General features: G+C 70.7%; 23 protein-coding genes. 5 read left to right on the top strand and 18 right to left on the bottom strand.

What is annotated here, in order from left to right:
* The 8 genes from ACS5PM_RS16555 to ACS5PM_RS16520 form a co-directional block, all read right to left on the bottom strand.
* Positions 1-705, bottom strand: coding sequence for a class I SAM-dependent methyltransferase (locus tag ACS5PM_RS16555; RefSeq protein ID WP_439388759.1), 705 nt, complete (start codon positions 703-705; stop codon positions 1-3).
* The gene (locus ACS5PM_RS16550; protein WP_439388758.1) at positions 702-1,739 is read right to left on the bottom strand and encodes a glycosyltransferase family 2 protein; all 1,038 of its coding nucleotides are present in this window, start codon (positions 1,737-1,739) and stop codon (positions 702-704) included. The genes ACS5PM_RS16555 and ACS5PM_RS16550 overlap by 4 nt, the downstream gene beginning before the upstream one ends.
* A 70-nt stretch (positions 1,740-1,809) precedes the next feature.
* A complete protein-coding gene (locus ACS5PM_RS16545) occupies positions 1,810-2,958 on the bottom strand; it encodes a glycosyltransferase (protein WP_439388757.1) in 1,149 nt (382 codons plus the stop codon).
* 2 nt (positions 2,959-2,960) lie between these two features.
* On the bottom strand, positions 2,961-3,854 hold the full coding sequence (locus tag ACS5PM_RS16540) for a class I SAM-dependent methyltransferase (RefSeq protein WP_439388756.1): 894 nt from the start codon (positions 3,852-3,854) through the stop codon (positions 2,961-2,963).
* Positions 3,855-3,868: 14 nt separating this feature from the next.
* Positions 3,869-5,167 (bottom strand): oligosaccharide flippase family protein, encoded by a 1,299-nt coding sequence (locus tag ACS5PM_RS16535; protein WP_439388755.1) that lies wholly within the window; start codon positions 5,165-5,167, stop codon positions 3,869-3,871.
* Positions 5,164-5,916: a TylF/MycF/NovP-related O-methyltransferase gene (locus ACS5PM_RS16530; protein ID WP_439388754.1), complete on the bottom strand. Its 753-nt coding sequence runs from the start codon at positions 5,914-5,916 to the stop codon at positions 5,164-5,166. Before ACS5PM_RS16530 ends, ACS5PM_RS16535 begins: the two co-directional genes overlap by 4 nt.
* Before the next feature lie 28 nt (positions 5,917-5,944).
* Positions 5,945-7,063, bottom strand: a complete 1,119-nt coding sequence (locus ACS5PM_RS16525) for a glycosyltransferase (RefSeq protein ID WP_439388753.1) — start codon at positions 7,061-7,063, stop codon at positions 5,945-5,947.
* A gap of 2 nt (positions 7,064-7,065) precedes the next feature.
* Positions 7,066-7,617 carry an acyltransferase gene (locus ACS5PM_RS16520; RefSeq protein WP_439388752.1) on the bottom strand — a complete coding sequence of 184 codons (552 nt, stop codon included), beginning with the start codon at positions 7,615-7,617 and terminating at the stop codon, positions 7,066-7,068.
* Positions 7,618-7,706: 89 nt separating this feature from the next.
* Between ACS5PM_RS16520 and lysS the strand changes: the two genes are divergently transcribed.
* Positions 7,707-9,224 carry a lysine--tRNA ligase gene (lysS, locus tag ACS5PM_RS16515; protein WP_439388751.1) on the top strand — a complete coding sequence of 506 codons (1,518 nt, stop codon included), beginning with the start codon at positions 7,707-7,709 and terminating at the stop codon, positions 9,222-9,224.
* Positions 9,225-9,267: 43 nt separating this feature from the next.
* Positions 9,268-9,825 (top strand): pyridoxamine 5'-phosphate oxidase, encoded by a 558-nt coding sequence (locus tag ACS5PM_RS16510; RefSeq protein WP_439388750.1) that lies wholly within the window; start codon positions 9,268-9,270, stop codon positions 9,823-9,825.
* A 3-nt stretch (positions 9,826-9,828) separates the two neighbouring features.
* Here ACS5PM_RS16510 and ACS5PM_RS16505 read toward each other — a convergent pair whose 3' ends face one another.
* From ACS5PM_RS16505 to ACS5PM_RS16480, 6 genes are all read right to left on the bottom strand, one after another.
* Positions 9,829-10,623 (bottom strand): enoyl-CoA hydratase, encoded by a 795-nt coding sequence (locus ACS5PM_RS16505; RefSeq protein WP_439388749.1) that lies wholly within the window; start codon positions 10,621-10,623, stop codon positions 9,829-9,831.
* Between the two features lie 26 nt (positions 10,624-10,649).
* The gene (locus ACS5PM_RS16500) at positions 10,650-11,837 is read right to left on the bottom strand and encodes a DUF3108 domain-containing protein (RefSeq protein ID WP_439388748.1); all 1,188 of its coding nucleotides are present in this window, start codon (positions 11,835-11,837) and stop codon (positions 10,650-10,652) included.
* Positions 11,838-11,866: 29 nt separating this feature from the next.
* Entirely contained in the window at positions 11,867-13,606 is a 1,740-nt protein-coding gene (locus ACS5PM_RS16495) for a M61 family metallopeptidase (RefSeq protein ID WP_439388747.1), read from the bottom strand.
* A 15-nt stretch (positions 13,607-13,621) separates the two neighbouring features.
* Positions 13,622-14,089: a DUF3429 domain-containing protein gene (locus ACS5PM_RS16490; protein WP_439388746.1), complete on the bottom strand. Its 468-nt coding sequence runs from the start codon at positions 14,087-14,089 to the stop codon at positions 13,622-13,624.
* Positions 14,090-14,225: 136 nt separating this feature from the next.
* Positions 14,226-14,987, bottom strand: a complete 762-nt coding sequence (locus tag ACS5PM_RS16485; protein WP_439388745.1) for a DsbC family protein — start codon at positions 14,985-14,987, stop codon at positions 14,226-14,228.
* A gap of 37 nt (positions 14,988-15,024) precedes the next feature.
* Positions 15,025-16,137 carry an FAD-dependent monooxygenase gene (locus ACS5PM_RS16480; RefSeq protein WP_439388744.1) on the bottom strand — a complete coding sequence of 371 codons (1,113 nt, stop codon included), beginning with the start codon at positions 16,135-16,137 and terminating at the stop codon, positions 15,025-15,027.
* A 131-nt stretch (positions 16,138-16,268) separates the two neighbouring features.
* On the opposite strand from ACS5PM_RS16480, the gene ychF reads away from it, so the two are divergent.
* Together ychF and fumC are read left to right on the top strand one after the other, a co-directional pair.
* Positions 16,269-17,363 (top strand): redox-regulated ATPase YchF, encoded by a 1,095-nt coding sequence (gene ychF, locus ACS5PM_RS16475; protein ID WP_439388743.1) that lies wholly within the window; start codon positions 16,269-16,271, stop codon positions 17,361-17,363.
* A 47-nt stretch (positions 17,364-17,410) separates the two neighbouring features.
* Positions 17,411-18,799 carry a class II fumarate hydratase gene (gene fumC, locus ACS5PM_RS16470; RefSeq protein ID WP_439388742.1) on the top strand — a complete coding sequence of 463 codons (1,389 nt, stop codon included), beginning with the start codon at positions 17,411-17,413 and terminating at the stop codon, positions 18,797-18,799.
* Here fumC and ACS5PM_RS16465 read toward each other — a convergent pair.
* The gene (locus ACS5PM_RS16465) at positions 18,796-20,085 is read right to left on the bottom strand and encodes a hypothetical protein (RefSeq protein ID WP_439388741.1); all 1,290 of its coding nucleotides are present in this window, start codon (positions 20,083-20,085) and stop codon (positions 18,796-18,798) included. The genes fumC and ACS5PM_RS16465 overlap by 4 nt on opposite strands.
* A 338-nt stretch (positions 20,086-20,423) precedes the next feature.
* Between ACS5PM_RS16465 and rpoH the strand changes: the two genes are divergently transcribed.
* A complete protein-coding gene (rpoH, locus tag ACS5PM_RS16460) occupies positions 20,424-21,353 on the top strand; it encodes an RNA polymerase sigma factor RpoH (RefSeq protein WP_439388740.1) in 930 nt (309 codons plus the stop codon).
* Positions 21,354-21,411: 58 nt separating this feature from the next.
* Here the strand turns inward: rpoH and ACS5PM_RS16455 are convergent, their stop codons facing one another.
* Genes ACS5PM_RS16455 through ACS5PM_RS16445 form a run of 3 tightly spaced genes read right to left on the bottom strand, consistent with a single transcriptional unit; the run spans position 21,412 to position 24,103 of the window.
* The gene (locus tag ACS5PM_RS16455; RefSeq protein WP_439388739.1) at positions 21,412-22,017 is read right to left on the bottom strand and encodes an SCO family protein; all 606 of its coding nucleotides are present in this window, start codon (positions 22,015-22,017) and stop codon (positions 21,412-21,414) included.
* A gap of 20 nt (positions 22,018-22,037) precedes the next feature.
* Positions 22,038-22,952: a heme o synthase gene (gene cyoE, locus ACS5PM_RS16450; protein ID WP_439388738.1), complete on the bottom strand. Its 915-nt coding sequence runs from the start codon at positions 22,950-22,952 to the stop codon at positions 22,038-22,040.
* Positions 22,949-24,103, bottom strand: a complete 1,155-nt coding sequence (locus ACS5PM_RS16445) for a COX15/CtaA family protein (protein WP_439388737.1) — start codon at positions 24,101-24,103, stop codon at positions 22,949-22,951. Before ACS5PM_RS16445 ends, cyoE begins: the two co-directional genes overlap by 4 nt.
* Positions 24,104-24,105: the final 2 nt, after the last annotated feature.

The raw sequence follows: 24,105 nt of genomic DNA, 5'->3' as shown, positions 1-24,105 counted from the left end.
TCAGTCCTTGGCGATCCAGCACAGCAGGTGGGTGCGCAGGAACGGCAATGTGTTGAAGACAGTGTAGAGGCCGGGGTGCAGGCGCACGGCCGCGCGCGCCAGCGGTGGCGCCAGCGTCAGGCGGCGGGCCTGCAGCCGGCCCTGAGGGAACAGCGCGCGCACGCGGGACAGGGGCACGCCGCGCACGTCCGGGTTGCGCGGATTGTCGACGGTGAAGTCGTACCAGAGGATGCCGCCGCCGGGCTTGACGGCGGACCACATGGCCTCGGCCAGCTGCTCCTGGAAGGCATCGTCGAGCAGCGAGGAGAACACCGTGGCCTGGAACACGACGTCCGCCGGTGCCAGCGCCGGCAGCAGCTCCAGCGCGTTGCCGTTCATCAGTCGCAGCGACTCCGGCAATGCATGGCGCGCGACGGCGTGGCGATCGGCCAGCAGCTCGATGCCGGCCAGGCGCTCGGGCGCGAAGCCGAAGCGCAGGAAATCGAGCAGGTTGCCGCCGCTGCCGGAGCCGACCTCGATGAGATCCAGGCCGGAAAGCTCGCTCCACCCGAGGCCGGCGAACAGCCTCAGCAGCGCTCGCTGGCGCTCCTGCAGCGCGGCGAGCGCGGCCGGGTTCAGCAGCGAGTAGCGCACGTCATGCGACGCCCGGCGCGAGTAGCGCTCGCGCACGCGATCGGTCTCGTCCGGGCGCGTATCCGCCTTCATCGGGTGAGCACCGCGAAGCGTTCGCGCCCGCGGCCATGGCGCCACGCATCCCAGGCGCCCAGCAGCGAGCCGGCGCCGTAGCTCAGGTGGTAGGCGGCGATCGCGACCGGCACGCGCACGGCGGCGTGCCAGTCGAAGCCGATAGACGCATGCGCTTCCCGGATCACCAGCGCCGACATGGCCGCGACGCCGAGGCCGTACAACGCCACCAGCGATCGCAGCGGCGTGGCGAGCCCCACAAGCGCGAGCACGCCGGCGACGACCAGCGCGGCCACGAACGCGCCTGGCACCAGTTGCCTCCACGAGGCCGCCTGCCGGTGCTTCTTCATCACGAAAGGCTTCCAGTAGCCGTACTGCAGGTACTGCCTCGCCAGCGCCGCCAGCGAGGCGCGGGGCCGGTACACGCTGCGGATGGCCGCCGATTGCCACACCCGCCCGCCACCGCGCGTGATGCGCAGGTTGTGCTCGTCGTCCTGGTTGCGCACCAGCGACTCGTCGAAGAGGCCGAAGCGCTCGAAGCTCGCGCGCGGCCAGCAGCCGAGATAGACCGTGTCGACCCAGCCGCTGTGATCGAGCGCGCGCGAGGCTGCCCCGCCTGCGACCCAGCGCGACTGAAACGCCGCGGCCACGGCATGGGCCATCGGTTCGGCATCCGCATCCGGCACCGCGTGCCAGGGGCCGCCGACGTTGTCTGCACCGGTCTGCTCCAGCGCCGCCAGGCACTGAGCGACGTAGTCCGGCGCGTACTCGGTGTGCACGTCCATGCGCACGATGACCTCGCCTTCCGACCGCGCCAGCGCCTGATTCAGGCCGGTGGAAACGATGCGCCCGGGGTTGTCGATCCACACGATGCGAGGGTCCGCGGCGCAGAGCTGCGCCAGGCGATCTCGCGTGCCATCGTCGCTCAGGCCGTCGGCGATGACGAGCTGCAGGCGAGCGCCCTGCGGCAGCTCCTGGGCGAGCGCGCTGCGGCAGAAGGCCTCGATGTAGCGCGCCTCGTTGCGGCACGGGACGATGATCGACACCAGTCTCATGTCGCCCCCAAGGCCCTGCGGGCCGCCCCCCCGAGGGGGAGCGAGCTGCTTCGGAGCGGCCGTGCACAGCTCATGCCGCGACCTCCAGGCCCCGCCCGTGCGTGCGCGAGGCCACGCTGCGCACCAGGGCCGTCCAGCGCGCCACCTGCCGCTCGGCGCTGAACATCGCACGGTGGCGCGCCAATGCCGCCTCGGCCATCGTCTGCCGCCGCGCAGGATCGACGAGCAGCTCGACCACCGATCGGGCCAGGGCCGCCGTGTCGCCCGGCGGTACGAGCAGGCCGGTGTCGGCCGACAGGACTTCGGCCGGCCCGGTGGGGCAGTCGAAGGCGACCGAGGGCACGCCCATCGCCTGGGCTTCGAGCAGCGCCAGCGGCATGCCTTCGTAGCGCGAAGGCAGCACGAACACGGCCGCGGCGCGGTACTGGTCCGCCATGCGCTCGCTGTGGGCGACCCACTCGACGCTGCCCGTGATGCCCAGCGCAGCAGCCTGGGCGTGCAAGCCGGCACGCAGCGGCCCGTCGCCAACGATGCGCAGCCGCGCACCCGGGACCGAGGCGAGCACCTGCGGCCAGGCCGCCAGCAACAGATCCATGCCCTTCTGCGCCACCAGGCGGCCCACCGCCAGCACCCGTGGATCGCGCGGCAGTGACGGCCCTTCGGCACTGAGCGCCGAGGCATTGGGGATCACCTCGGTGCGAGGGTTCAGCGCCCGGAAGCGAGCGGCATCGGCCTCGGTCAGGCTCACCACCGCGGCGACCCGCGGATACAGCCGCGCGCGCAGCCAGCGCCACGGCCTGGACCGCGCGTCGAAATGGTTGTGGTCGCAGCAGATGGTTCGCGGCGCTAGCGAGCGGTCGGCCAGCAGGACGGAGGCCGCAGTGGTCAGGCCGTTGAGGATCAGCACGTCGGGTCGGGCCTCGCATGCGAGGCGGGCGATCGTGCGGCCGATGCGCCATTGGGTCACCAGGATCTGCCCATGCGACTCGTGCCCCGCGACACCGTCAAGCCGGCCCGACTTGCCTGGCAGTCCACCGAGGCGGGTCACGGCCTCGTCCAGCGGATAGGGCCAGTCGGCCGGCAGCGGTGCCGCGGTGGCGACGCTCACCTGCATGCCCTGCCGCGAGAAAGCGTTCGCCAGGCCGCACACGAACCGTTCCACGCCGCCGGCCAGCGCGAGCGATTCGCAGGCGAGCATGACGTGCGGCGTGGTGGCCATGGTCAGCCCGCGCGGCCGATCAGGCGGGCCACGTCCACGCGGGTGTAGTCGGGCGCGGGCAAGGCCAGGCCGCTGCGCCGCATCGCCCGCCACCGCTCGCGCGCGCCGCGCAGCGTGTCACGCAAGCCGAGCGCCTCCAGCACACGCAGTGCGGCGCGCGGCCGCGAAACAGTCGCGGCGACCGGCGCGACCGGCGACTTGAGCCATTCGTCCTTCGCATAGTCGGACTGCTGGGGCGGCGGCAACTCACCCGGCTCTCGCAGCTTGCGCGCCAGCACCAGCATGTAGACCTCGTGGCTGTTGCACAGGTTCACCCGCCGCCGCACGGCCAGCGGACTCGCCACGCGCCACCAATGGCGGTGATCGGCCTTCAGGGCGAAGAAGACATCCAGCAGCTCGAAGCCGCGCTCGGGCTGGTAGAGGTTGAAGAACAGCTCGGGGGAGAACTGGTAGAAGCCGTGGCCGCTGAGGTTGTTGGCGGGCAAGGCATGCAGCACGTGGCCTCCCACGCGGCACAGGTCGACGCAGTTGCGCCAGGCGACGGGGAAGTTGAAGACGTGCTCCAGGCAGCCGAAGTCCAGCACCGCGTCGAAGCGGCCGCGCTCCGGGCTCTGTGCTGGCCAGGGCGCATTCATGTCGTGGATCAGGCGAGCGCCTTCGTACGGCGAGGCATCCACCGCGTCGGCCTCGCGAGCGCCGAACCACTGCGTCAGCACGGGCTCGAAGTACGCCGGCACCTCGCTCAGCGGCGGCAGGCCACGGCGCAGTCGATGCGCCTGCAGGTCACCCGGCTCGACGAAGACCGCCTGGCGTCCGATCGCCAGCGTGCGCTCGAAGCGCACGCCCCGGTCCTGCGCATGCGCGAGGAAGTTCAGGTTGTGGATGTCTATGCCCATGGTTCTCGTTGCCTTCAGCCTCGCTGCCGCAGGCGCGCGGTGAGGCCGACACCGGCCAGTGCGACGGCGATCACGGTCAGTTCCACGGCCAGGGCCGTCCAGGCCAGGCCGAGGGCGCCTGCCTGGCCGCCCACCGTGAGCGCGCTCGCCACGCCGGCGATGCCGCCGACGACGACGCAGGCGCGGTAGGCCCGGTCGTAGCGGCCGCTGCCCAGCATCCAGTAGCCGATGAACTTCCAGCCCAGCAGCAGCGGCAGCAACAGTCCGAGCACCGTCGCCACGGCCTGCACCGCGCCCGGCGCGAAGCCGTGGCCATCCCGCGCCAGCCAAGTCTGCGCCCAGGGCCACGCGGCCAGCAGCAGAACGTAGAGCGCCGCCCCGACCACCAAGCCGCCCACCGACCAGCGCAGGGCGTAGCGCAAGGCGCGCCGCTCACCGCCCTCGCCGGCAAACAGGCCCACGATGCGCGGATAGACCAGCGCGAACACCGGCTCGGCGCCCGCCAGCAGCGAGCGCACGATGCGATCGGCCATGTAGTAGGTGCCCAGGTCCGCCTTGCTCATTCGGCTCGATGCCGCGGCGGGCAGTGCGAAGGAGTAGGCGGCGCCGGCCAGCGAGACGGGCAGCATGGTCCAGCCGAGGCGAAGACCCGGCAGCAGCTCGTCGCGCGCCCACAGCGCCTGGGCATGGCCGCTGGTGCGGGACAGATCCCGCCGCAGCCACCACCAACCAAGCACCGCCAACGCGCCGGACAGCAGCAATTGCAGCGCCAGGTAGTGGCCAACGCTGTCGGCGACGGCCCAGACCGCGGCGATGAACGTCGCCTGCAGCGCCACCTCCACTCGCGACCAGGCCGCGAGCTGCTGGCTGGCCTGCAGGTACCACGCGGCCGGCCAGCCCATGGCGACGGCCAGCGCGGCGATCCACAGCGTGTCGGCCCAGCGCGTCTGCGGGCTGCCCGCCCAGGCAGCGGCCAGGATGGCGAGCAGCGGCACCGGCAGGCTCAGCACCACCCGCGCCGTGAAGACCTGGCGGGCGATCGCCGCACGGCCCGCGTCATCGGCCACCACTGCGAGCCGCGTGGCCGCGGCGAGGAACCCGCCTTCGACCAGCGTGGACAGCAGCGCGGCCCAGACCAGGATGAAGCCGAGCCGGCCGAACTCTGCCGCACCAGTGCGCGAGGCCATCAGCGGCAGCAGCAGCAGCGGCCCGATCAGGCGCAGGGCCGCCGCCGCGTACACCGGCGGGAGCGCGCGACGCAGCGACGGGGATGACGCGGCGCTCGTCATCGCGACGGCCTGGCGGACGCTCACGCGCCCTCGTGCTTGACCATCAGCCGCGCGGTGTAGTCCACCCGGTGAAGGAAGACCGGCGCGGCGGCGAAGTATTCGTCCACCGCCTGGCGCGCCCCCTGCCAGTGGCCGTAGTCGTCGATGATCATCACGCCCTGGCGCGCCAGCAGCGGGTACAGGTGGGTCAGCTCGTGGCGGGTCGACTCGTACCAGTCGGTGTCCAGGCGCAGCAGGGCGACGCTGCGAGGCAAGGTGCCGGGGATGGTCTGTTCGACCGGCCCCTTGACGAAGTGGATGCGCTCGCGCGGATAGCCGGTGGACCACAGGTTGGCCTGCACGTCGTCCAGGCCCGCTTCGCACCACACGCCATCGCCCTTCGTGGTGCGGGCCAGCTGCGCTGCCGCCGATTCTCCGGTGTGGCTGCGGTCGTTCGCCGTGGGCTCGTTCATGCCCTCGAAGGTGTCGTAGAGGTACAGGTCGCGCGAGGTGTCGCCGCGGGCCATCAGCGCCAGCGCCACGAGCATCATGCTGCCGCCGCGCCAGACGCCGCATTCGACGATGTCACCGTGCACCCCGTGGCGCACGAGGTGGTCGACCGCGCCGAGCAGGCTGGCGCGGCGCTCGAGGCTCGTCATGGTGAAAGGGTCGACCCGGCGGATGAGCTCGCGGTCGGCGTCGGACAAGTCGGCCAGGGCCGCCGACTCGCGGTCGGCCGGGCTGGTGAGGTGGTAGCCGGCGCGGGCGAGCGCGCTCTTGATCAATCGCAGCATAGAGGGCGGGGATTGTCGCACCGCGACATCAGCCGAAATACGCGCCCCGCCCTTGGTCCAGCACCGTGTCCCAGCCGCAGGCGGCCTGGGCCGCGGCGAAGGCCCGCGCGAAGCGCTCGGGCTCGGCGGCGAGGCGGTCCAGGCAGGCGAGCACGGCTTCGGGGGTGCGCTCCTTCATCACGAGGTCGGCGAGGCCGTGGCGGCGCATGAAGTCGCCCAGGTCGCCACTGTCGCTGCAGATGAAATGGCAGCCGGCATGCAGCAGGGTGTAGAGAACGCCCGACTGGGTGGCGGCGGCGTGGGGCAGGACGAACACCACGTCCCGCGAGAACAGCTGCTGCAGCGCCGTGGCATCGAGGTAGCGGTCGTCGATACGGACGCCGAGGGCTTCCAGCGTGCGGCGCAGCGGCTGCAAGACATGGTCCCATCGGCCGATGACCTCCAGCCCCAGTCCACGCGCCTTCACTGCAGGCGAGCGGGCCAGCGCCTCGAACACCTCTACGCCCTTGTACGGCTTGACGGTGCCCCAGCAGACCAGCGCCGAGGGGCGCGCCATCGGCCGGTAGGGCCTGGGACCTTCGCCCGGCAGGGTGGGCAGCAGGCCGTGCGGCAGCACGACCGACTTGGGCGCGAAGGCCGCACCGTAGCGGCGGATGAAGTCGTCCTGGGTCGCGCTGCTCGCAAAGACCAGCGTGCGAGCCAGTTCAGCGATGCGTTGAGTCGGGCGGTGGCGCTGGCCGGTGAATCCATGCGGCACGGCGTTGTGAACCGTGAACACGAGCTGGTCTCGCAACGCGTACAGCAGCGGCCACTCGAGCGGCCACAACACGCTGAACTGCAGGTTGACGACGTCGAACCGGCGGCGTTCACGCCAGAGCCGCCACAGCAGGCCTGCATAGGCCAGCACGCCACGCCACCGCGGCGCCACCGAGCCGGACACTGCGGCCGTCACCACGCGGACGCCCGGCAGGCGGCGCATTTCGTCCAGGCACGGGCCGTTGTAGCGCGTCATCGATCCGAAGAAGCTGACCTGGGCGCCGCGCCGGGCCAGCGCAGCCACGAGTTGTTCGTCGTACGGCAGCACGAAGGAGCCCCCGTCCAGCACCGCGATGCGTCGCGGCGCGCCCTGCCCGGCCGAGTGCGCCACGGTCAGTGCGCCAGCCAGTAGCGGCGGCGCAGGGTGTAGGTGGGCTCGGCGCGACGCTCGCCCAGGTCCTGCGCGGGGTTGCCGCCCACCACGCGCATAGGCGGCACGTCCTTGGTGACGACCGCGCCGGCCATCACGACGCAGCCCCGGCCCAGGTGCACGCCGGGCATCACCATGGCACCGGCGAAAAGGACCACGTGGTCGTCGATGTGCACAGCGGCCCCCTTGACCGCGAAATCGGGGTCATGCGGATCGTGGCCCAGGGTGTAGATGCGCACGTCGTGGGCGATCGAGACATTGCGGCCGATCTCCAGCCCGGCCCGGTTGTCGAGATAGACGCCGCGGTTGACCAGCGTGTGGGCCCCGATGCGCAGGCGACGGACGTGGAAGAAGCGGATCCCGCCCTGCAGCGTGGCCGTGCGGTCGATGTCGAAGCGGCAGGCGCGGTACAGCAGCGGCCGCAGCACGAAAGGCAGGCACCCGTGCAGCCCGTTGACCAGGCCGAGTCCGAGGAAGTAGGCCTGGGCCTTGAGGTGCGCGATCCAGCGGGTCATAGGTGGCGCGGGATTGTCGCATCGGGCTGCCGCGTGACAGGTCCCGCAAGGGTCCTTACCTACAATGCCGGATTCCCCGGAACACAGCCATGACCGATCTTCAAGCCTCCCCGCCGCCCGACGACAACCAGCTGATCGCCGAACGGCGCGAGAAACTGGCCGCCCTGCGGGCGCAGGCCCAGGCCTCGGGCCAGGCGGTCTTCCCGAACGATTTCAAGCCCACGCACCACGCGGCCGACCTGCACCACCGCCACGGCCACGTGCCCAACGAGGAGCTCGAGCCGCAGGGCGTCAAGGTGGCCGTGGCCGGCCGCATGATGCTCAAGCGCGTGATGGGCAAGGCCTGCTTCGCCACGCTGCAGGACGGCTCGGGCCGCATCCAGCTCTACGTGACGCTGGACGCCGTCGGCGCCGAGGCGCTGGCCGCCTTCAAGCACTGGGACCTGGGCGACATCCTGGCCTGCGAGGGCACCCTGTTCCGCACCAAGGCCGGCGAGCTGTCGGTCAAGGCCGCCAGCGTGCGCCTGCTCACCAAGAGCCTGCGCCCGCTGCCGGACAAGTTCCACGGCATGACCGACCAGGAGCAGAAGTACCGCCAGCGCTACGTCGACCTGATCACCGACGACGCCGCGCGCTCGCGCTTCGTCGCCCGCAGCAAGGCGGTCAGCTCGATCCGCAGCTTCATGGTCGAGCACGGCTTCCTCGAGGTCGAGACGCCGATGCTGCACCCGATCCCGGGCGGCGCGAACGCCAAGCCCTTCGCCACCCACCACAACGCGCTGGACCAGGAGATGTTCCTGCGCATCGCGCCCGAGCTCTACCTCAAGCGCCTGGTGGTCGGCGGCTTCGAGCGTGTGTTCGAGATCAACCGCAACTTCCGCAACGAAGGCATCTCGGTCCGGCACAACCCGGAATTCACGATGATGGAGTTCTATGCGGCCTACTGGAACCACCACGACCTGATGGACTTCACCGAGGCCGTGTTGCGTCATGCCGCGCGCGCGGCCACCGGGTCGGCGGCCATCACCTATGCCGGCAAGCCGGTCGCCCTGGACAAGCCCTTCGCCCGCCTGACGGTGCGCCAGGCGCTGGTGACGCACGCCGGCGTGAGCGAGGTCGAGTCGACCGACGCCGCGGCTCTTCACGCCAGGCTCAAGTCGCTGGGCGAGGAGCCGCCGGCGCACTGGACGCTGGCCGAGCTGCAGTTCGGGCTGTTCGAGGCGGCGGTGGAAGAAAAGCTCTGGGAGCCGACCTTCATCATCGACTACCCGGTCGAGGTCAGCCCCCTCGCTCGCGCTTCGGACGCCGACCCGTCGATCACCGAGCGCTTCGAGCTCTTCATCACCGGCCGCGAGTACGCCAACGGCTTCTCGGAGCTCAACGACGCCGAGGATCAGGCCGCCCGTTTCCAGGCCCAGGCCAACAACAAGGCGGCCGGCGACGAAGAGGCGATGTACTACGACGCCGATTTCATCCGCGCGCTGGAGTACGGCATGCCCCCGACCGGCGGCTGCGGCATCGGCATCGACCGGCTGATCATGCTGCTGACCGACAGCCCCAGCATCCGCGACGTGATCCTGTTCCCGGCCCTGCGCCGGGAGGCTTGAGCGACATCAAGCCCTGGCGCCGCGACGGCGCGATCATGGTTCGATGAACTCGCCGCCCATGCCCTCGGAGCTCGCGTCGATCCACGAGCGGATCTGGGCCGAGCTGCAGCGCGCGGCGGCCGAGCGGGGTCACCCCTGGCGCACGCCGGTGCTCGCCACCGCCGCAGGCAAGGCGGGCTGCGACGCCCGCATCATCGTCCTGCGCGAGATCTACCCCGAGGTCCGTGAGCTGGTCTTCTTCACCGATGCCCGCTCGCCCAAGGTGGGGCAGATCGGCCACCACCCCCAGGCCCTCATGGTGGCCTGGTCGCCCGAGCTCGGCTGGCAGCTGCGGATGGCGGCGAGGCTGGAGATCTCGACCAGCGGCCTGGCCGTCTCGTCGCGATGGGCGCGGCTGAAGATGACGCCGGCCGCGCAGGACTACCTTTCGCCGCTGCCCCCCGGCAGCCCGCTCGCGCATCCAATGCCCGAGCGTGGATCGCGAGAGCACTTCGCCGTCGTCACCGCCCGCGTCGAGCGCATCGACTGGCTCGACCTGGCGGTGGCCGGGCAACGGCGCGCCCTCTTCGACGCCGCCGGCGCGCGCTGGATCCAGCCCTGAAGGTCAGGACTGCGGGCGCTCGAACTTTGGCGGCCGCTTGTCGAGAAACGCCGCCATGCCCTCGCGCTGGTCGGCGGTGCCGAACATCGCGTGGAAAAGGCGCCGCTCGTACCAGAGGCCGTCGGACAGGGACGACTCGAAGGCGCGGTTGACCGCCTCCTTGGCGGCCATCAACGAGACCTGCCCGAGGCCGTTGATCTTCTCGGCCACGCCCAGGGCCTCTTCCATCAGGCGGTCGGCGGGGACCACGCGCGAGACGAGGCCCCAGGCGTCGGCCTCCTGTGCGTTGATCCAGCGATTGGTGAGCACCATGTCCATCGCCTTGGCCTTGCCGATGGCACGCGGCAGGCGCTGCGTGCCGCCCGCGCCCGGCACCACGCCGATGGTGATCTCCGGCTGGCCGAACTTCGCGTTGTCAGCCGCGATGACGATGTCGCACATCATCGCCACCTCGCAGCCGCCGCCCAGGGCCACTCCGCCGACCGCCGCGATCACCGGCTTGCGCACGCGGCGCATGGTCTCCCAGTTGCGGCTGATGTACTCGGTGCGGTAGGTGTGGCTGAAGTCGTAGTCCTTCATCGCCGCGATGTCGGCGCCGGCGGCGAAGGCCTTCTCGTTGCCGGTGAGGACCACACAGCCGATGCCCGGGTCGGCGTCGAACGCCAGCAGCGCCTGGCCCAGCTCGTCCATCAGCTGGTCGTTCAGGGCGTTCATCTGCTTGGGGCGGTTCAGCCGGATGAGGCCGGTGCGCAGTTCGCCCTCGCCGTGGCGCTCGGTCAGGATGCATTCGTAGGCCATGGGCCCTCCTCGTTCGTGGACAGTGCTCAACGGACTATACGGCTGGCTCCCGAGGCCGCCGCAGGCGCGGCACCGGCCTGCAGCGGCAGGCTCTTGAGGGTCAGTTCACCGTAGTTCTCGGCATCCTGCCGCAGCGTGATCCTGGCCGGCAGGTACTGCAGCGAGGGCGCGATCCAGATGTCCACCAGCCACTCCTTGCCGCGCCGGCTGGTGGGCCGCGGCTCGAGGTGGTAGGCCTTGATGGCGCCGAAGGGCAGCTGCAGGTCGACCGGCTCGCGCACGTCGTAGGTCCAGCGGCCTATGCGGCGCGGCAGCGCGAGCGGGAACTCCACCACCCGGCCGGGCTGCAGCAACTCGGGCCGGGTGAGGAACAGCCAGGTCATCTGCACGAACTGGCTGGCGGTGTCCTGCACGCCGGGGATGGGATCGTTGACCTTGCCGTTGGCCAGCTGGATGCGATCGGGCTCGAAGAGCACCGAGACGCGCGCGGTGTCGTGGAAGAGGCGATCCGTCTCCTCGTCGTAACGCCGCGGCGCCAGGCCCAGCGGGCCGAGCTGGCCGTCGCTGACCATGCGCCGGCCGCCCAGCGGCGGCACGCGCACCTCGAGCCGCACCTGGTAGCGCGAACCTTCGCGCAGCCACTCGACCTTGGCGTTGCCGTACACCGGGCCCATGCTGTAGCCCTCGAAGGTGTAGCTGAGCCGCGTGGACGGCGGCCAGTCGAAGGCCACGCCGCTGGCCGCCGCCGAAGCCGCGGCGGCGGCCACCGGCGCGCTCGCTGCAGGCTCGGAGGCGGCGTCGGCCAATGCGGGAACCGGCGCCGACGCGGCCGCGGAGGCCGTCGGCAAGGGCGGCACAGCACTCGCCGCGGCGACGACGGTCTCGACGGCGCTGGCAGCCGTCTCCACGGGCTCGCTGGCGGCGGGAGGGGGCTGCGACGCCGCCGAAGCCGCCGGCCGCGGCGGGCGGGCCACGGGAGCCGGCGCCGGCCGAGGCTGCGCAGCGGCCACGAAGACGGGCGGCGCCGCGGGCGCCAGTTCGCGCACGAAAGCCACCTCGATGGCCTCCGGCATGTCGTCGGCGGCGCCCTCGCCCAGGCGGCTGTCCGGCAACTGGCTGGCCACCCACCAGTGCGCCGCGCTCACCGCCAGCACCAGCAGCAGCGCACCCAAGCGGCGGCGCAGGTGCCAAGGGGTCAGCCGGCGAGCGGTCATCGCTTCGCCTTCAGGTTCATCGGGACGACTCAGTCGCCCAGCCAGCCGCGGCGCAGGGCCAGGGCGGCAGGCGAGGCCTGCGCGTCGGGCGCCAGTACCAGGGTGCGCTCGAGCGCCGGCACGGGCAGCGGCCGCAGGGTGAGCGTGCGCACGCGCTGGCCGCGAACCAGCATCAGCTCGAACGGGCGGCTTTCGGCGCCCCATTGCTGCGCATCGTCGAAGCGGCGGATGCGCCAGCCATCGATGGCCAGCAGTTCGTCCCCGGCAGAGACCCCGGCCGCCGCGGCGGCACTGCCCGCCAGCACCGCCTTGACCTGCACGCCGGTCACCGGCCCTTCCGACAGCTTCAGGCCGAGCGACGCGCTCCAGCCGGCCTTCTCTTCGCTGTGGCCGATGCCCGCAGCGGCCAACGCGGGCATCAGCGGCAGCTCGGCTCGACCGTGCACCCAGCCGGCCAGCGCATCCGCCAGCTTGCGTCCGCCCAGGGCCTCGACCTCGGCCAGCACGAGCTCCTCGGTGACCGCACCGCGCGGAGCGGCCTTCCACAGGCGGCGCATCAGCGCGTCCAGCGATTCGCCGGCCTGGCGCAGGTGCAGGTCGAGCAGCAACGCGAGCAGCGAGCCCTTGGTGTAGTAGCTCACCGTCGCGTTGGGCGTGTTCTCGTCGCTGCGGTAGTACTTGACCCAGGCATCGAAGCTGGCCTCGGCCACGCTTTGCACCCGCTGCCCGGGGGTGGCGCGGACGCCGTTGATCGTGCGGGCGATCAGCTTGAGGTAGCGCGCGCTGTCTATCAGGCCGGCGCGGCGCAGCATCAGGTCGTCGTAGTAGGACGTGAAGCCCTCGAAGAGCCAGAGCAGCCGGGTGTAGTTCTCGCGGCTGTAGTCCAGCTGCATGAACTCCGCCGGCTTCAGGCGCTTGACGTTCCAGGCGTGGAAGTACTCGTGGCTGATGAGGCCCAGCAGGTTCAGGTAGCCGTCGCCCACCGCCGCCTGGCCCTGGCGCGGCAGGTCGCGCCGGTTGGCCAGCAGTGCCGTGCTGGCCCGGTGCTCCAGGCCCCCATAGCCGTCCTCCACCGTGTTGAGCAAGAACACGTAGCGCTCGAAGGGCGGCTTGCCGCGGCCGTGCCAGAAGGCGATGTGCGCCGCGCACAGGCGCTTGACGTCCGCCAGCAGGCGTTCACCGTCGAAGTTCGCCCAGGCACCGGCGACGACGAATTCGTGCGGCACGCCGGCGGCCTCGAAGCGGCCGCGCCAGAAGGTCCCGAGCTCGAAAGGGTGGTCGACCAGCTCGTCGTAATCGGCGCTGGCAAAACCGTTGCGCACGCCAGGCAGCGGCGGCATCGCGGTGGCGACCTCCCAGCCCGAAGGCAAGCCGGCCAGCCGCAGCTCGTGAGGGTGGCTCTCCTGGCCATGCACGCGCAGGCACAGGCTGGTCGAGTTGAAGAAGCCGCGGCTGTCGTCCAGGTAGGCCGTGCGCACGGAGGTGTCGAAGGCGTAGGCGTCGTACTCCAGGGTCAGAGCGCCCCGGCCACCGGTCTCGGCGCGCCAGCTGGTCTTGTCCAGCTGGGTCAAGGGCACTTCGCGGCTGCCCTGGCGCGCGACCAGCCCGCTCAGGTGACGGCCGAACTCGCGCACCATGTAGCTGCCCGGGATCCACACCGGCAGGCTGAGCACTTGGTCACTCGCCGGCGCGGGCACGGTCAAGGTGACGTGGTAGCGGTGGGCGGCGGCGTCGGCCAGGTCGATTCGGTAGCGGATCGAGGTCGTCATCGCGGCGGCCGTCCTTCAGCTGCCGGCCGCGCCGATGAAGCAGCTCAGGGCCGCCACCGCGCTCAGCCGGAATCGCAGCGTGAGCCACGCGGCGAGGCCGTGCGCCACGTACAGGCGCCGATCGACGGCATAGCAGACGAGCAGCATGGCCCCCAGCAGCACCAGGCCGGCGTAGGCCGGCATCAGCACGCCGACGGCCGCGGCCAACGGAGGCACCACGGACCAGGCGAAGCTCGCCGGCTCGCCCTGCCCGGCGCGCATCGCCAGGCCCCAGTGGATGCCGCCCAGGAAAGCCACCACGCAGGCCGCGTAGCCGGCCAGCGCCAGGGTGACCAGGGCCTGCGCCTCGGGATAAACCAGCCAGATCAGCGCGGCGCCCAGGATGAAGGGGACGAGGCCTGCGGCGCCCAGTTGCCGGGCCAGGCGAGGAGGTTCGGCCAGCGGCGCCGGCGGGGCGGAAAGGCGGGTGGTCGCGAGACTCATGGCGCGCATTGTCGCTGCAGCGCCCTCGGCTGGCGCCGGCCATCCCCTGGACGACTGCTCTTTCAGCCGATCGGCGCCGGAGCCGGCGCCCAGGCCCGGCGATCACGTCGCCCGCCGGCACCGGCCTCGCGTGCGTTCAGGACTTCTTGGCCTCGCGCGCTTCCTTCATGCGCGCCTCGAGCCGCTCGGCCGGCAGGGCGCCCGGCGAACGGGTGCCGTCCTCGAAGACCACGGCCGGCGTGCCGTTGATCTTGTAGCGGCGGCCGAGCTCCAGGTTGCGGTCGAGCGCGGCGGTGTCGCACTTGTCGCCCTTCGGCGGCGCCACGCCATCGATCATCCAGGAGCGCCAGACCTTGGAGTTCTCCTTGGCACACCAGATGTCCTTCGACTTCACGGTCGAGTCCGGGCCGAGGATGGGCAGCAGGAAGGTGTAGATGGTCACGTCCTTGAGGGCGACCAGGTCTCGCTCGATTCGCTTGCAATAGCCGCAGTTGGGATCGGCGAAGACCACCAGCTTGCGCAGCCCGGTGCCCTGCTTGAAGACCATCGCGTCCTTCAGCGGCAGCGAGGCGACGTCGATCATCGTCAGCTTGTCGATGCGCGCCCGCGTCATGTCGGTCTTGGTCTTCGTTTCCAGCATCGCGCCTTCGAAGAGGTAGGCACCGGTCTCGTCGGAATAGAGGATGTCGGTGCCTATGCGCAGCTCGTACAGGCCGGGGATGGGCGTCTTGCTGATCTCGTCGATCTTGGGCAGCTCCGGCATGCGGTCGGCGAGGGTCTTGCGGATCGCCGCCTCGTCGGCACGCGCCGGCAGGGCGGCTGAGGCGAACAGGCCGGCCAGCGCCAGGCTGGTCAGTACACGGGAGGCAACGCCGGGGCGGCGGATCGGGAATGACATGGGAATCCTTCTGGAGGCGTTGTCTTTCGGACGGGGCTCAGGCGTCGAGCGCCTGGGCCACCAGCCAGCGCTTGACCGGTCCGATACGGTTGACCAGACCCAGGCCGCGGTTGCGAAGTTCCCGCAGCACGGGTTGCTGGCCGGCGAAAAGTTGCCACAAGCCGTCTGTGGCCTGGCTCATGGCCCAGGTGCCGGGGGCGCGGCGGCGGGCGTAGCGGCGCAGCAGGTCGGCGTCGCCCAGCGGGCGCCAGGCCTCGCGCCCGGCCAGCACCTCGGCCAGGGCGGCCACGTCGGCCAGGCCCAGGTTCAGGCCCTGCCCGGCCAGCGGATGCACGACATGGGCGGCATCGCCGACCAGCGCCCAGCCCGGGCCGCTGACCTCCGAGGCGTGCCCTATCGCCAGCGGCCACGCGGCGCGCTCACTGGCCAGGCCCAGCCGCCCGGCGCTGCCACCGGTGGCCTCGTTCAAGGCGGCTTCGAAGGCCGGCGCCTCCATGGCCAGCAGGCGCTCGGCTTCGGCGTCGGGCAGCGACCAGACCAGGCCGTAGCTGGAACCGGCCTGCGGCCTGTCGAAGGGCAGCAGGGCGAGGATGTCGGGCGAGCGGAACCACTGCCGGGCGACTCCGGCGTGCTGGCGGTCGGCCACCAGCCGCGCGGCGATGGCCCGCTGGCCGTAGCTGTGGTGTTCGAAGCGCACGCCGAGCTGATCACGCAGGGAGGAAGCGCGGCCCTCGGCCACCACCGTCAGGGGCGCGGCGGGCGGCTCGGGCACCAGGGTGATCCGGGGGTTGTAATCGGCCGCGGTGTCGAGCACAGCCTCCAGGGCGGCTGCGTCCACGATCCAGGCCAGGGCCGGCAGCTTCTCCTTCCAGGCGGAGAAGTCGAGCCGCGCGCCAGGGGAGTCGCCCGCAACCTGCATGTCGTGCACCGCCGTGCGGGCATCGGCTGGCAGCGTTTCCCAGGCTTTCAGCCCGGTCAGGAGGGCGACGGAGCTCGGGTTCAGCGCGTAGGCCCGGACATCGGGCACCGCGGTGGCCGCACGCTGCGGCCGGGTCTGCAGCGCCACGCGCAGGCCCTGGCGGGCCAGCGTCAGGGCCAGGGCACGGCTCACGATGCCCGAGCCGAGGATGCGCACGTCGTAGGCGGTCATGTAGCGGCGGATTGTAGGCAGCCCGCCTAAAATAGCGGGTTCGGCGCACTGCAAGCCCACCCCTATCCCCTGTTCGGGGTCGAGTTCGGGGTCGACAGGGGTGCGCCCTCTCACCACCCCCGGAAGCCCCCATGAGCCTCAAGTGCGGCATCGTCGGCCTGCCCAACGTCGGCAAGTCCACCCTGTTCAATGCCCTGACCAAGGCCGGCATCGCCGCCGAGAACTACCCGTTCTGCACCATCGAGCCGAACGTCGGCGTGGTGGAGCTGCCCGATGCCCGCCTGCAGGCGCTGGCCGGGATCGTGGAGCCCGAGCGCGTCGTGCCGGCGATCGTCGAGTTCGTCGACATAGCGGGCCTGGTGGCCGGCGCCAGCAAGGGCGAGGGCCTGGGCAACCAGTTCCTCTCGCACATCCGCGAGACCGACGCCATCGTCAACGTCGTGCGCTGCTTCGACGACGAGAACGTGATCCACGTGGCCGGCAAGGTGGACCCGATCGCCGACATCGAGGTCATCCAGACGGAGCTGTGCCTGGCCGACCTGGCCACGGTCGAGAAGAGCCTGCAGCGCTACAGCAAGGTGGCCAAGGCGGGCGGCGACAAGGAGGCCCAGCGACTGGTGGACGTGCTGAAGAAGTGCGAGGCCGCGCTGAACGAGGCCAGGCCGGTGCGATCCATCGCCTTCAGCAAGGAAGAGCAGGTGGTTCTCAAGCCGCTGTGCCTGATCACCGCCAAGCCGGCGATGTTCGTGGGGAACGTGTCCGAGTCCGGCTTCGAGAACAACCCCTACCTCGACCGCCTGCGCGACTACGCGGCCAGGCAGAACGCTCCCGTCGTGGCCATCTGCGCCAAGACCGAGAGCGAGCTGGCGGACATGAGCGACGAGGACAAGTCGATGTTCCTGGCCGAGATGGGCCAGGACGAACCGGGCCTGAACCGCCTGATCCGCGCCGCCTTCAAGCTGCTGGGCCTGCAGACCTACTTCACGGCGGGCGTGAAGGAAGTGCGCGCCTGGACGATCCACGTCGGAGACACAGCGCCCCAGGCTGCCGCCGTGATCCACACCGACTTCGAGCGCGGCTTCATCCGCGCCCAAACCATCGCCTACGACGATTTCATCCAGTACGGCGGCGAGCAGGGCGCCAAGGATGCCGGCAAGATGCGGGCGGAAGGCAAGGAGTACGTCGTCAAGGATGGCGACGTGCTGCACTTCCTGTTCAACGTCTGAGCGGTGTCCGGCAGCTTGCCCGGCGGGCGCCGCCGGGAGCTGCCGACATGACCCGACCTGCCACCCGAACCGAGCGAGATTCGTTCGGCGACATCGAAGTCCCCGCCGAAGCGCTCTGGGGCGCGCAGACCCAGCGCTCGCTGGAACACTTCCGCATCTCGTCGGAGCGGATGCCCGAGGCGCTGCTGACCGCGCTGGCCCGCATCAAGCGAGCCGCGGCAGAGGTCAACGCCGAGCTGGGCCTGCTGGACAGTGGACTGGCCCGCGGGATTGTCCTGGCGGCCGACGAAGTCCTCGCCGGGCGTCACCCCGGGGCCTTCCCGCTGTCCGTCTGGCAGACCGGCTCCGGCACCCAGACCAACATGAACATGAACGAGGTGCTGGCCAACCGCGCCTCGGAGCTGCTGGGCGGCGAGCGCGGCGAGGGCCGGCGCGTGCATCCCAACGACCACGTCAACCGCGGCCAGTCGTCCAACGACGTCTTCCCCACCGCCATGCACGTGGCCGCCGCCGTGGCGATCGCGCACGACCTGCTGCCGCCGCTGAAGGCGCTGCGCGACACTCTGGCCGCCAAGTCCGAGGCCTTCGCCTCTATCGTCAAGATCGGCCGGACCCATCTGCAGGACGCGACCCCGCTGACCCTGGGCCAGGAGATGTCGGGCTGGGTGGCCCAGCTGGATCTCGCGCAGCGGGCGATCGAGCTGAACCTCGCGGGCCTGCACGAGCTAGCGATCGGCGGCACCGCCGTCGGCACCGGGCTGAACACCGATCCGCGCTTCGGCGATCGCGTGGCGCAGCGGCTGGCGGCCGACACCGGGCTGCCCTTCCGTGTCGCCCCCAACCGGTTCGCGGCCCTGGCCGGTCATGAGCCGATGGTTGCAGCGCACGGCGCGCTCAAGGCCCTGGCGACGGCCCTCACCAAGATCGCCAACGACGTCCGCTGGCTGGCCTCGGGACCGCGCAGCGGCCTGGGCGAGCTGCGCATCCCGGAGAACGAGCCGGGCAGCTCCATCATGCCCGGCAAGGTCAACCCGACGCAGTGCGAGGCGCTGACCATGGCCTGCTGCCAGGTGATGGGCAACGACGTGGCCCTGGGAATAGGCGCCGCCAGCGGCAACTTCGAGCTGAATGTCTACAAGCCGCTGATCGCCCACGCCTTCCTGCAGAGCGTGCGGCTGCTGGCCGACGGCATGGCCAGCTTCGACGCCCACTGCGCGCGAGGCATGGAGCCGGACGAGGCGCGCATCGGGGAGCTGCTGGAGCGCTCGCTGATGCTGGTGACCGCGTTGAACCCGCACATCGGCTACGACCGCGCCGCCGCCATCGCCAAGCATGCGCATGCGAATGGCCTGTCGCTGCGCGAGGCCGCGCTGGCCGTGGGCGGCCTGACGGGCGAGGAGTTCGACGCCTGGGTGCGTCCGGAAAAGATGGTCTAGGCGAGCGGCGCGCCGGCATGGCCTGCGAAGCGGAATCCCAGCTGCATCTCGACCAGCGGCACCGGGTAGGTCGTCTGGCAGCGCCAGCCTCGCCAGGCCAGCCCTGACAGGCCGGCGCGCCGCAGCACCGCCGTCAGGACGCTGGCGTGGTCGCCGATGCCGGCCAGAGGCGGGAGCGCTGCCCCGGCCGCCAGCTGCTCTATCGGTGCGCTGAGGTTCAGGCGGCGGTAGTGCGGCACGCCAGGCACCGGCGGCGTCAGCAGCGCGCCCGTCGGCCCCGGCAGGTAGAAGCCGACCTGAGGCAAAGCATCCGGCCACACCCCGTCGGCGAGGTAGATCTCGCGCACCAGACGCTGGCAGGGCGTGTTCAGCATGTAGTTGCGCACCACGGTGCTCGGCTGGGCGGGATGCAGGGGCTCGATGGCGCTGTAGCGCATGGCGGTCGTCAGCCGGGCCGGCAGCGGATCCGACCCCTGCGGGCCGAGCAGGAAAGTGCAGCTGCTGCCTTCGCGCTCCACCTCCAGTGCGGGCAGCGGCAGGCTGGAGCCTTCGGCGATGAAGTAGCGGCGGGCGTCCTCGGCATCGCTCGCTCCGGGCGTGCCGCCGTCGACCGGCCGAACGGCCAGGGGGTCGGGAGGCGCGCCGGACGCTTCGGGCTTGGCGTGCAGGCTGAGCAGGGGCAGCGGCGTGCCGGGGGTGATGCGCCGCAGGCCGATCCGCCGGTGCACCTCCACGGCATCCACCCGCTCGCCATCGGGCGACGGGAACAGGAAGATGGCCGTCGACAAGGTCTCGCAGTAGTGACCGAAGAGAAAGGAGACGGCCTTGAAGGACGCCTGCCGGGCCATCTGTTCCCTTCGCTCGCGGATGGACGAGAGCTCTTCGCCCAGACGGGCATCGAGGGCCTGGCGGCCGCCAGGCAAGGCGTCCAGCAGGGCTGCGAAGGCCTCGACTGCGCGCTCGAAAACCGGCAGGCGCTCGGCCGCCTCGGGCACCTGGCGACTGCGCTCCAGCAGGATGCGCAGGCCGGTGGGGGAAGGCAGGAGGTGGAGGAACTGGGAATCCGACTCGGCCTTGACCGCCTGCACCAGGCGGCTCGCCAGGCTCTTGTCCAGCCCGATGCGGCGCATCAGACGAACCGGCCGCGGCGGTTGGCCGGCCAGCGTGTCCAGCAGGGGGATGAGCGACTCCCGCAGTGCCACCGCCACCGACGCCTCGGGCGGCTCGCCGGCCGTTTCGGGAGCTGGGAGGGTGAGGTCAGTCAGCAGTTCGGTGACGGAAGGCACGGTTGCAGGCGACGGCAATGGGAGGCTGCGCGGAGTATCGGCGATGCAGGACGTCGCCTCGAAGGGGCTTGACCCGGCACGAGAGGCATCTTTTCTTTCCCGCAGAGCACAAATCGTGCGCAGCTCATAGTCGTGACATTTTTCACGCTTGGAGGCAAGAACAACGCCGCAAAGATTCTTCTGCAGAATCGACCGTATCGCCTGCCGGGGCAGGTCGCCTTTTTCCAGATGCAGACCTGGACTTGAGAACCGGGCCCGGAACCACCACTTAGCACTCGCGGACAAGGAGTGCTAATATTTGCGGAACCGGGCAGCCGCCTGGTGAGTCACATCCTTCGATGAACCACACCACCGCCTCCACCTCCCTGGCCCTGCGCGACCCGTGGGCGCTGGTCCCGCCGGTCGGCAACCTCGACGCGTACATCTCGGCCGTCAACCGCATTCCGCTGCTCACGCCGGAAGAGGAGTCGAGCTTCGCCACGCGCCTGCGCGAGACGGGCGACCTCGAGGCCGCCGGCCGCCTGGTGCTCTCGCACCTGCGCCTGGTCGTCTCGGTCTCTCGCCAATACCTGGGCTACGGCTTGCCGCACGGCGACCTGATCCAGGAGGGCAACGTCGGCCTGATGAAGGCCGTCAAGCGATTCGACCCAGCGCAAGGCGTGCGCCTGGTGAGCTACGCGCTTCACTGGATCAAGGCCGAGATCCACGAGTACATCCTGCGCAACTGGCGCATGGTCAAGGTGGCCACCACCAAGGCCCAGCGCAAGCTGTTCTTCAACCTGCGGTCGATGAAGCAGGGCCTGAAGAACCAGGCCGTCGAGGGCGAGACCTTCCGCAGCGCCCTGACGCCGGCGGAGATCGACGTGGTGGCTCGCGAGCTCAACGTCAAGCCGTCCGAGGTCGTCGAGATGGAAACGCGGATGGCCGGCGGCGACGTCGCCCTGGAGCCGCAGACGGACGACAGCGGCGAGGAGACCTTCGCGCCCATCACCTACCTCGCCGACGAGAACCACGAGCCCACCCGGGTGCTCGAGGCCCGTGGCCGCGACCAGATGTCCAGCGACGGGATCGCCAGCGCGCTGGACCAGCTCGATGCCCGCAGCCGCCGCATCGTCGAAGAACGCTGGCTCAAGGTGAACGACGATTCCACGGGTGGCATGACGCTGCACCAGCTGGCGGCCGAATACGGCGTCAGTGCCGAGCGCATCCGCCAGATCGAGGTCGCCGCGCTGAAGAAGATGCGCAAGGCGCTGGAAGCGACGGCCTGACCGGGTCCGCACGCAACGACACTGCAACGGCCCTTCGGGGCCGTTTTCCGTTGCCGCCTCAGGCGCCTTCCAGCAGCGCCTTCACGTCCTGGGCGAGGGCCTCGGCACCGGCGCCGTAGCGCTCCGCCAGCCGCACGCGCCCCTGGGGATCGAAGACATAGGAGTTGGCGGTGTGGTCCATGGTGTAGCTGCCGTCGGCCTTGCCGGGCACCTTGGCGAAGAACACCTTGAACTCGCGCGCCACGTCCTTCGTCTGGTCCACGCTGCCACGCAGCGCCACGAATCCGGGCCCGAAGCTGTTCACATAAGCCTTGAGCACGGGCGCCGTGTCGCGCTCCGGGTCGACGGTGACGAAGACGCCGACGACCTTGTCGCCTTGCTCTCCCAGCTTCTTCTTCACCGCGGCGATTTCGGCCAGCGTCGTCGGGCAGACGTCGGGGCACTGGGTGTAGCCGAAAAAGACGACGGCCACCTTGCCCTTGAAGTCCGCCAATGTGCGCGGCTGGCCGTCGGCATCGGTGAGGTTGAGCTGGCGCGCATAGTCGGCGCCGGTGATGTCTATGCCCTGGAAGGCGACGGGCGTCTTCTGGCAGCCGGCCAATCCGGCCAGCGCCAGGCCGGCGAAACTCATGGCAGCGAGGCGGCGAAGGAAGGGAGTCGTCATGGGTGGGTGCGCTTTCGGGGTCAGGCCAGCAGCGGGCTCAGGTAGTGGTCGACCAGCAGCGCCGCGAACAGCAGCGACAGGTGAAGGATCGAGAAACGGAAGGCCTGGCGGGCCAGGGTGTCCGAATAGTCGCGCCAGAGGCGGAATCCATACAGGATGAACGCCGCGCCCAGCATGATCGCCGCGGCCAGGTAGATCCACCCGCTCATGCCGTACACGAAGGGCAGCATCGTGCCGGCGAACAGCACGATGGTGTAGAGAAAGACGTGCAGTCGCGTGAACTCCGCGCCGTGCGTCACCGGCAGCATCGGCAGGCCCGCGCGGGCGTAGTCCTCGGCGCGGTACAGGGCCAGCGCCCAGAAGTGCGGCGGCGTCCAGAGGAAGATGATGAGGCACAGCAGCCAGGCCTCGGGGCCCGCATCGCCGCGCACGGCTGTCCAGCCCAGGACCGGAGGCATGGCCCCGGAGGCGCCGCCGATCACGATGTTCTGCGGCGTCAGCGGCTTGAGCACCACCGTGTAGATGATGGCGTAGCCGACGAAGGTCGCCAGCGTCAGCATCATGGTCAGCGGATTCACCCACAGCCAGAGGATGGCGCAGCCGATCGCGCACAGCAGCAGCGAGAAGGCCAGCGTGTGGCGATCGGCCAGCTCGCCCTTGGCCGTCGGACGCCAGGCCGTGCGCTTCATGCGCCGGTCGATCTCCCGCTCGACCAGGCAATTGAAGGCTGCCGCGGCGCTGGCCACGAGCCAGATGCCTGCCGTCGCGGCGATCACGATGCGCCAATCCGGCCAGCCCGGACTCGCCAGCAGCATGCCGATCACGGCACAGAAGACGATGAGCTGGACCACCCGCGGCTTGGTCAGGGCCAGGTACTGGGACCAGCGGGACGGAGGCGACGAAGACAAGGCGGGCGAGGACACAGTCGGATTCATGGTGAGGTCAGGCCGTGTGGCGTGGCCGATGGGGCGCCGGCCGATGCGGCAGCAGGAACGGCAAGGGCACGGACCTGCAACGCCACGAGCAGCCAGGTCAGCGCCGCGGCACCGGCGGTGTGCATGAGGGCGGCCACCAGCGGCCAGTGCAGCACGACGTTGGCTGCGCCCGTGGCGACCTGCAGCACAGTGAGCCCAAACAACGCCTGAGCCACCGCCCGAGCGACGCCAGCCGACTGCCGCCGCAACGCGGTGGCCAGAGCCAGCAGCACCGCCACGAGAACGAGCGCGAAGACTCGGTGAGCCCAGTGGATGGCCACCAGGGCCTGTGCCGGCAGGAATCCGCCTTCGCCGGCCCTGCCGAGATGGCGCAGGATCGTGAAGCCCTGCTCCGCGTCCATGCCTTCCGGCCACCACTGCCCGTTGCACTGCGGGAACCCACGACAGGCCAGCACCGCATAGTTGGTGCTGACCCAGGCCCCGAGCAGCACCTGCACGAGCAGCAAGGGCAGTGCGATGGCCAGCAGCGCACGCGAGGCCGGGCCCAGGGCCAGCGATCGCCCGCGGTAGCGCTCGGCCTGGAAGGCCAGCAGGGCCAGCAGGATCAGTCCGCCCAGGAGGTGCAGAGTGACGATGGCGGGGTAAAGCTTCAAGGTGACCGTGAATCGCCCGAACATCCCCTGCACGATCACCCAGGCCAGCGTGGCCAGGGGCCAGCCGATGGAGAAAGGCAATTCGCGTCGCGCTCGAAGGCTCATCGCCGCGGCTACCAGGATGAGCGCCCCGACGGCCATCGCCAGGTAGCGGTGGACCATCTCGATCCAGGCCTTGTGCCGGGTGACCGGCCCGGTGGGCTGCGCCGCTTCGGCCGCCGCGATCTGCTCGTTGGCGGCGAACGGGTGGGCTTCGCCGTAGCAGCCGGGCCAGTCAGGGCAGCCGAGCCCGGAGTCGGTGAGCCGCGTGAAGGCGCCGAAGACCACGAGGTCGAAGGTCAGGAACAGGGTCAGGACGGTCAGCGCGGCGCGGCGGGCGGACGGCCCTGACGCACGCTGCCGCCAGGCCCACCAACCCAGCGGCAGCAGGGCCAGGCCGGACGCGAGCGCCAGCAGGCCCAGGGCCGGTGAATAGTCGACCACAGCGACGGCGTTCATGC

The sequence above is a fragment of the Ideonella flava genome, assembly GCF_051857595.1.
GTDB lineage: Bacteria > Pseudomonadota > Gammaproteobacteria > Burkholderiales > Burkholderiaceae_C > Ideonella.
The sequence above is the reverse complement of the archived record's forward strand: the minus strand, read 5'-3'. Positions and strand labels throughout refer to the sequence as shown.

What these genes read in the sequence shown, in the direction of transcription:
- ACS5PM_RS16555 (WP_439388759.1), bottom strand. Translation starts at nt 705, where the DNA reads ATGAAGGCGGATACGCGCCCGGACGAGACCGATCGCGTGCGCGAGCGC.
- ACS5PM_RS16550 (WP_439388758.1), bottom strand. Translation starts at nt 1,739, where the DNA reads ATGAGACTGGTGTCGATCATCGTCCCGTGCCGCAACGAGGCGCGCTAC.
- ACS5PM_RS16545 (WP_439388757.1), bottom strand. Translation starts at nt 2,958, where the DNA reads ATGGCCACCACGCCGCACGTCATGCTCGCCTGCGAATCGCTCGCGCTG.
- ACS5PM_RS16540 (WP_439388756.1), bottom strand. Translation starts at nt 3,854, where the DNA reads ATGGGCATAGACATCCACAACCTGAACTTCCTCGCGCATGCGCAGGAC.
- ACS5PM_RS16530 (WP_439388754.1), bottom strand. Translation starts at nt 5,916, where the DNA reads ATGCTGCGATTGATCAAGAGCGCGCTCGCCCGCGCCGGCTACCACCTC.
- ACS5PM_RS16520 (WP_439388752.1), bottom strand. Translation starts at nt 7,617, where the DNA reads ATGACCCGCTGGATCGCGCACCTCAAGGCCCAGGCCTACTTCCTCGGA.
- lysS (WP_439388751.1), top strand. Translation starts at nt 7,707, where the DNA reads ATGACCGATCTTCAAGCCTCCCCGCCGCCCGACGACAACCAGCTGATC.
- ACS5PM_RS16510 (WP_439388750.1), top strand. Translation starts at nt 9,268, where the DNA reads ATGAACTCGCCGCCCATGCCCTCGGAGCTCGCGTCGATCCACGAGCGG.
- ACS5PM_RS16505 (WP_439388749.1), bottom strand. Translation starts at nt 10,623, where the DNA reads ATGGCCTACGAATGCATCCTGACCGAGCGCCACGGCGAGGGCGAACTG.
- ACS5PM_RS16500 (WP_439388748.1), bottom strand. Translation starts at nt 11,837, where the DNA reads ATGACCGCTCGCCGGCTGACCCCTTGGCACCTGCGCCGCCGCTTGGGT.
- ACS5PM_RS16495 (WP_439388747.1), bottom strand. Translation starts at nt 13,606, where the DNA reads ATGACGACCTCGATCCGCTACCGAATCGACCTGGCCGACGCCGCCGCC.
- ACS5PM_RS16490 (WP_439388746.1), bottom strand. Translation starts at nt 14,089, where the DNA reads ATGAGTCTCGCGACCACCCGCCTTTCCGCCCCGCCGGCGCCGCTGGCC.
- ACS5PM_RS16485 (WP_439388745.1), bottom strand. Translation starts at nt 14,987, where the DNA reads ATGTCATTCCCGATCCGCCGCCCCGGCGTTGCCTCCCGTGTACTGACC.
- ACS5PM_RS16480 (WP_439388744.1), bottom strand. Translation starts at nt 16,137, where the DNA reads ATGACCGCCTACGACGTGCGCATCCTCGGCTCGGGCATCGTGAGCCGT.
- ychF (WP_439388743.1), top strand. Translation starts at nt 16,269, where the DNA reads ATGAGCCTCAAGTGCGGCATCGTCGGCCTGCCCAACGTCGGCAAGTCC.
- fumC (WP_439388742.1), top strand. Translation starts at nt 17,411, where the DNA reads ATGACCCGACCTGCCACCCGAACCGAGCGAGATTCGTTCGGCGACATC.
- rpoH (WP_439388740.1), top strand. Translation starts at nt 20,424, where the DNA reads ATGAACCACACCACCGCCTCCACCTCCCTGGCCCTGCGCGACCCGTGG.
- ACS5PM_RS16455 (WP_439388739.1), bottom strand. Translation starts at nt 22,017, where the DNA reads ATGACGACTCCCTTCCTTCGCCGCCTCGCTGCCATGAGTTTCGCCGGC.
- cyoE (WP_439388738.1), bottom strand. Translation starts at nt 22,952, where the DNA reads ATGAATCCGACTGTGTCCTCGCCCGCCTTGTCTTCGTCGCCTCCGTCC.
- ACS5PM_RS16445 (WP_439388737.1), bottom strand. Translation starts at nt 24,103, where the DNA reads ATGAACGCCGTCGCTGTGGTCGACTATTCACCGGCCCTGGGCCTGCTG.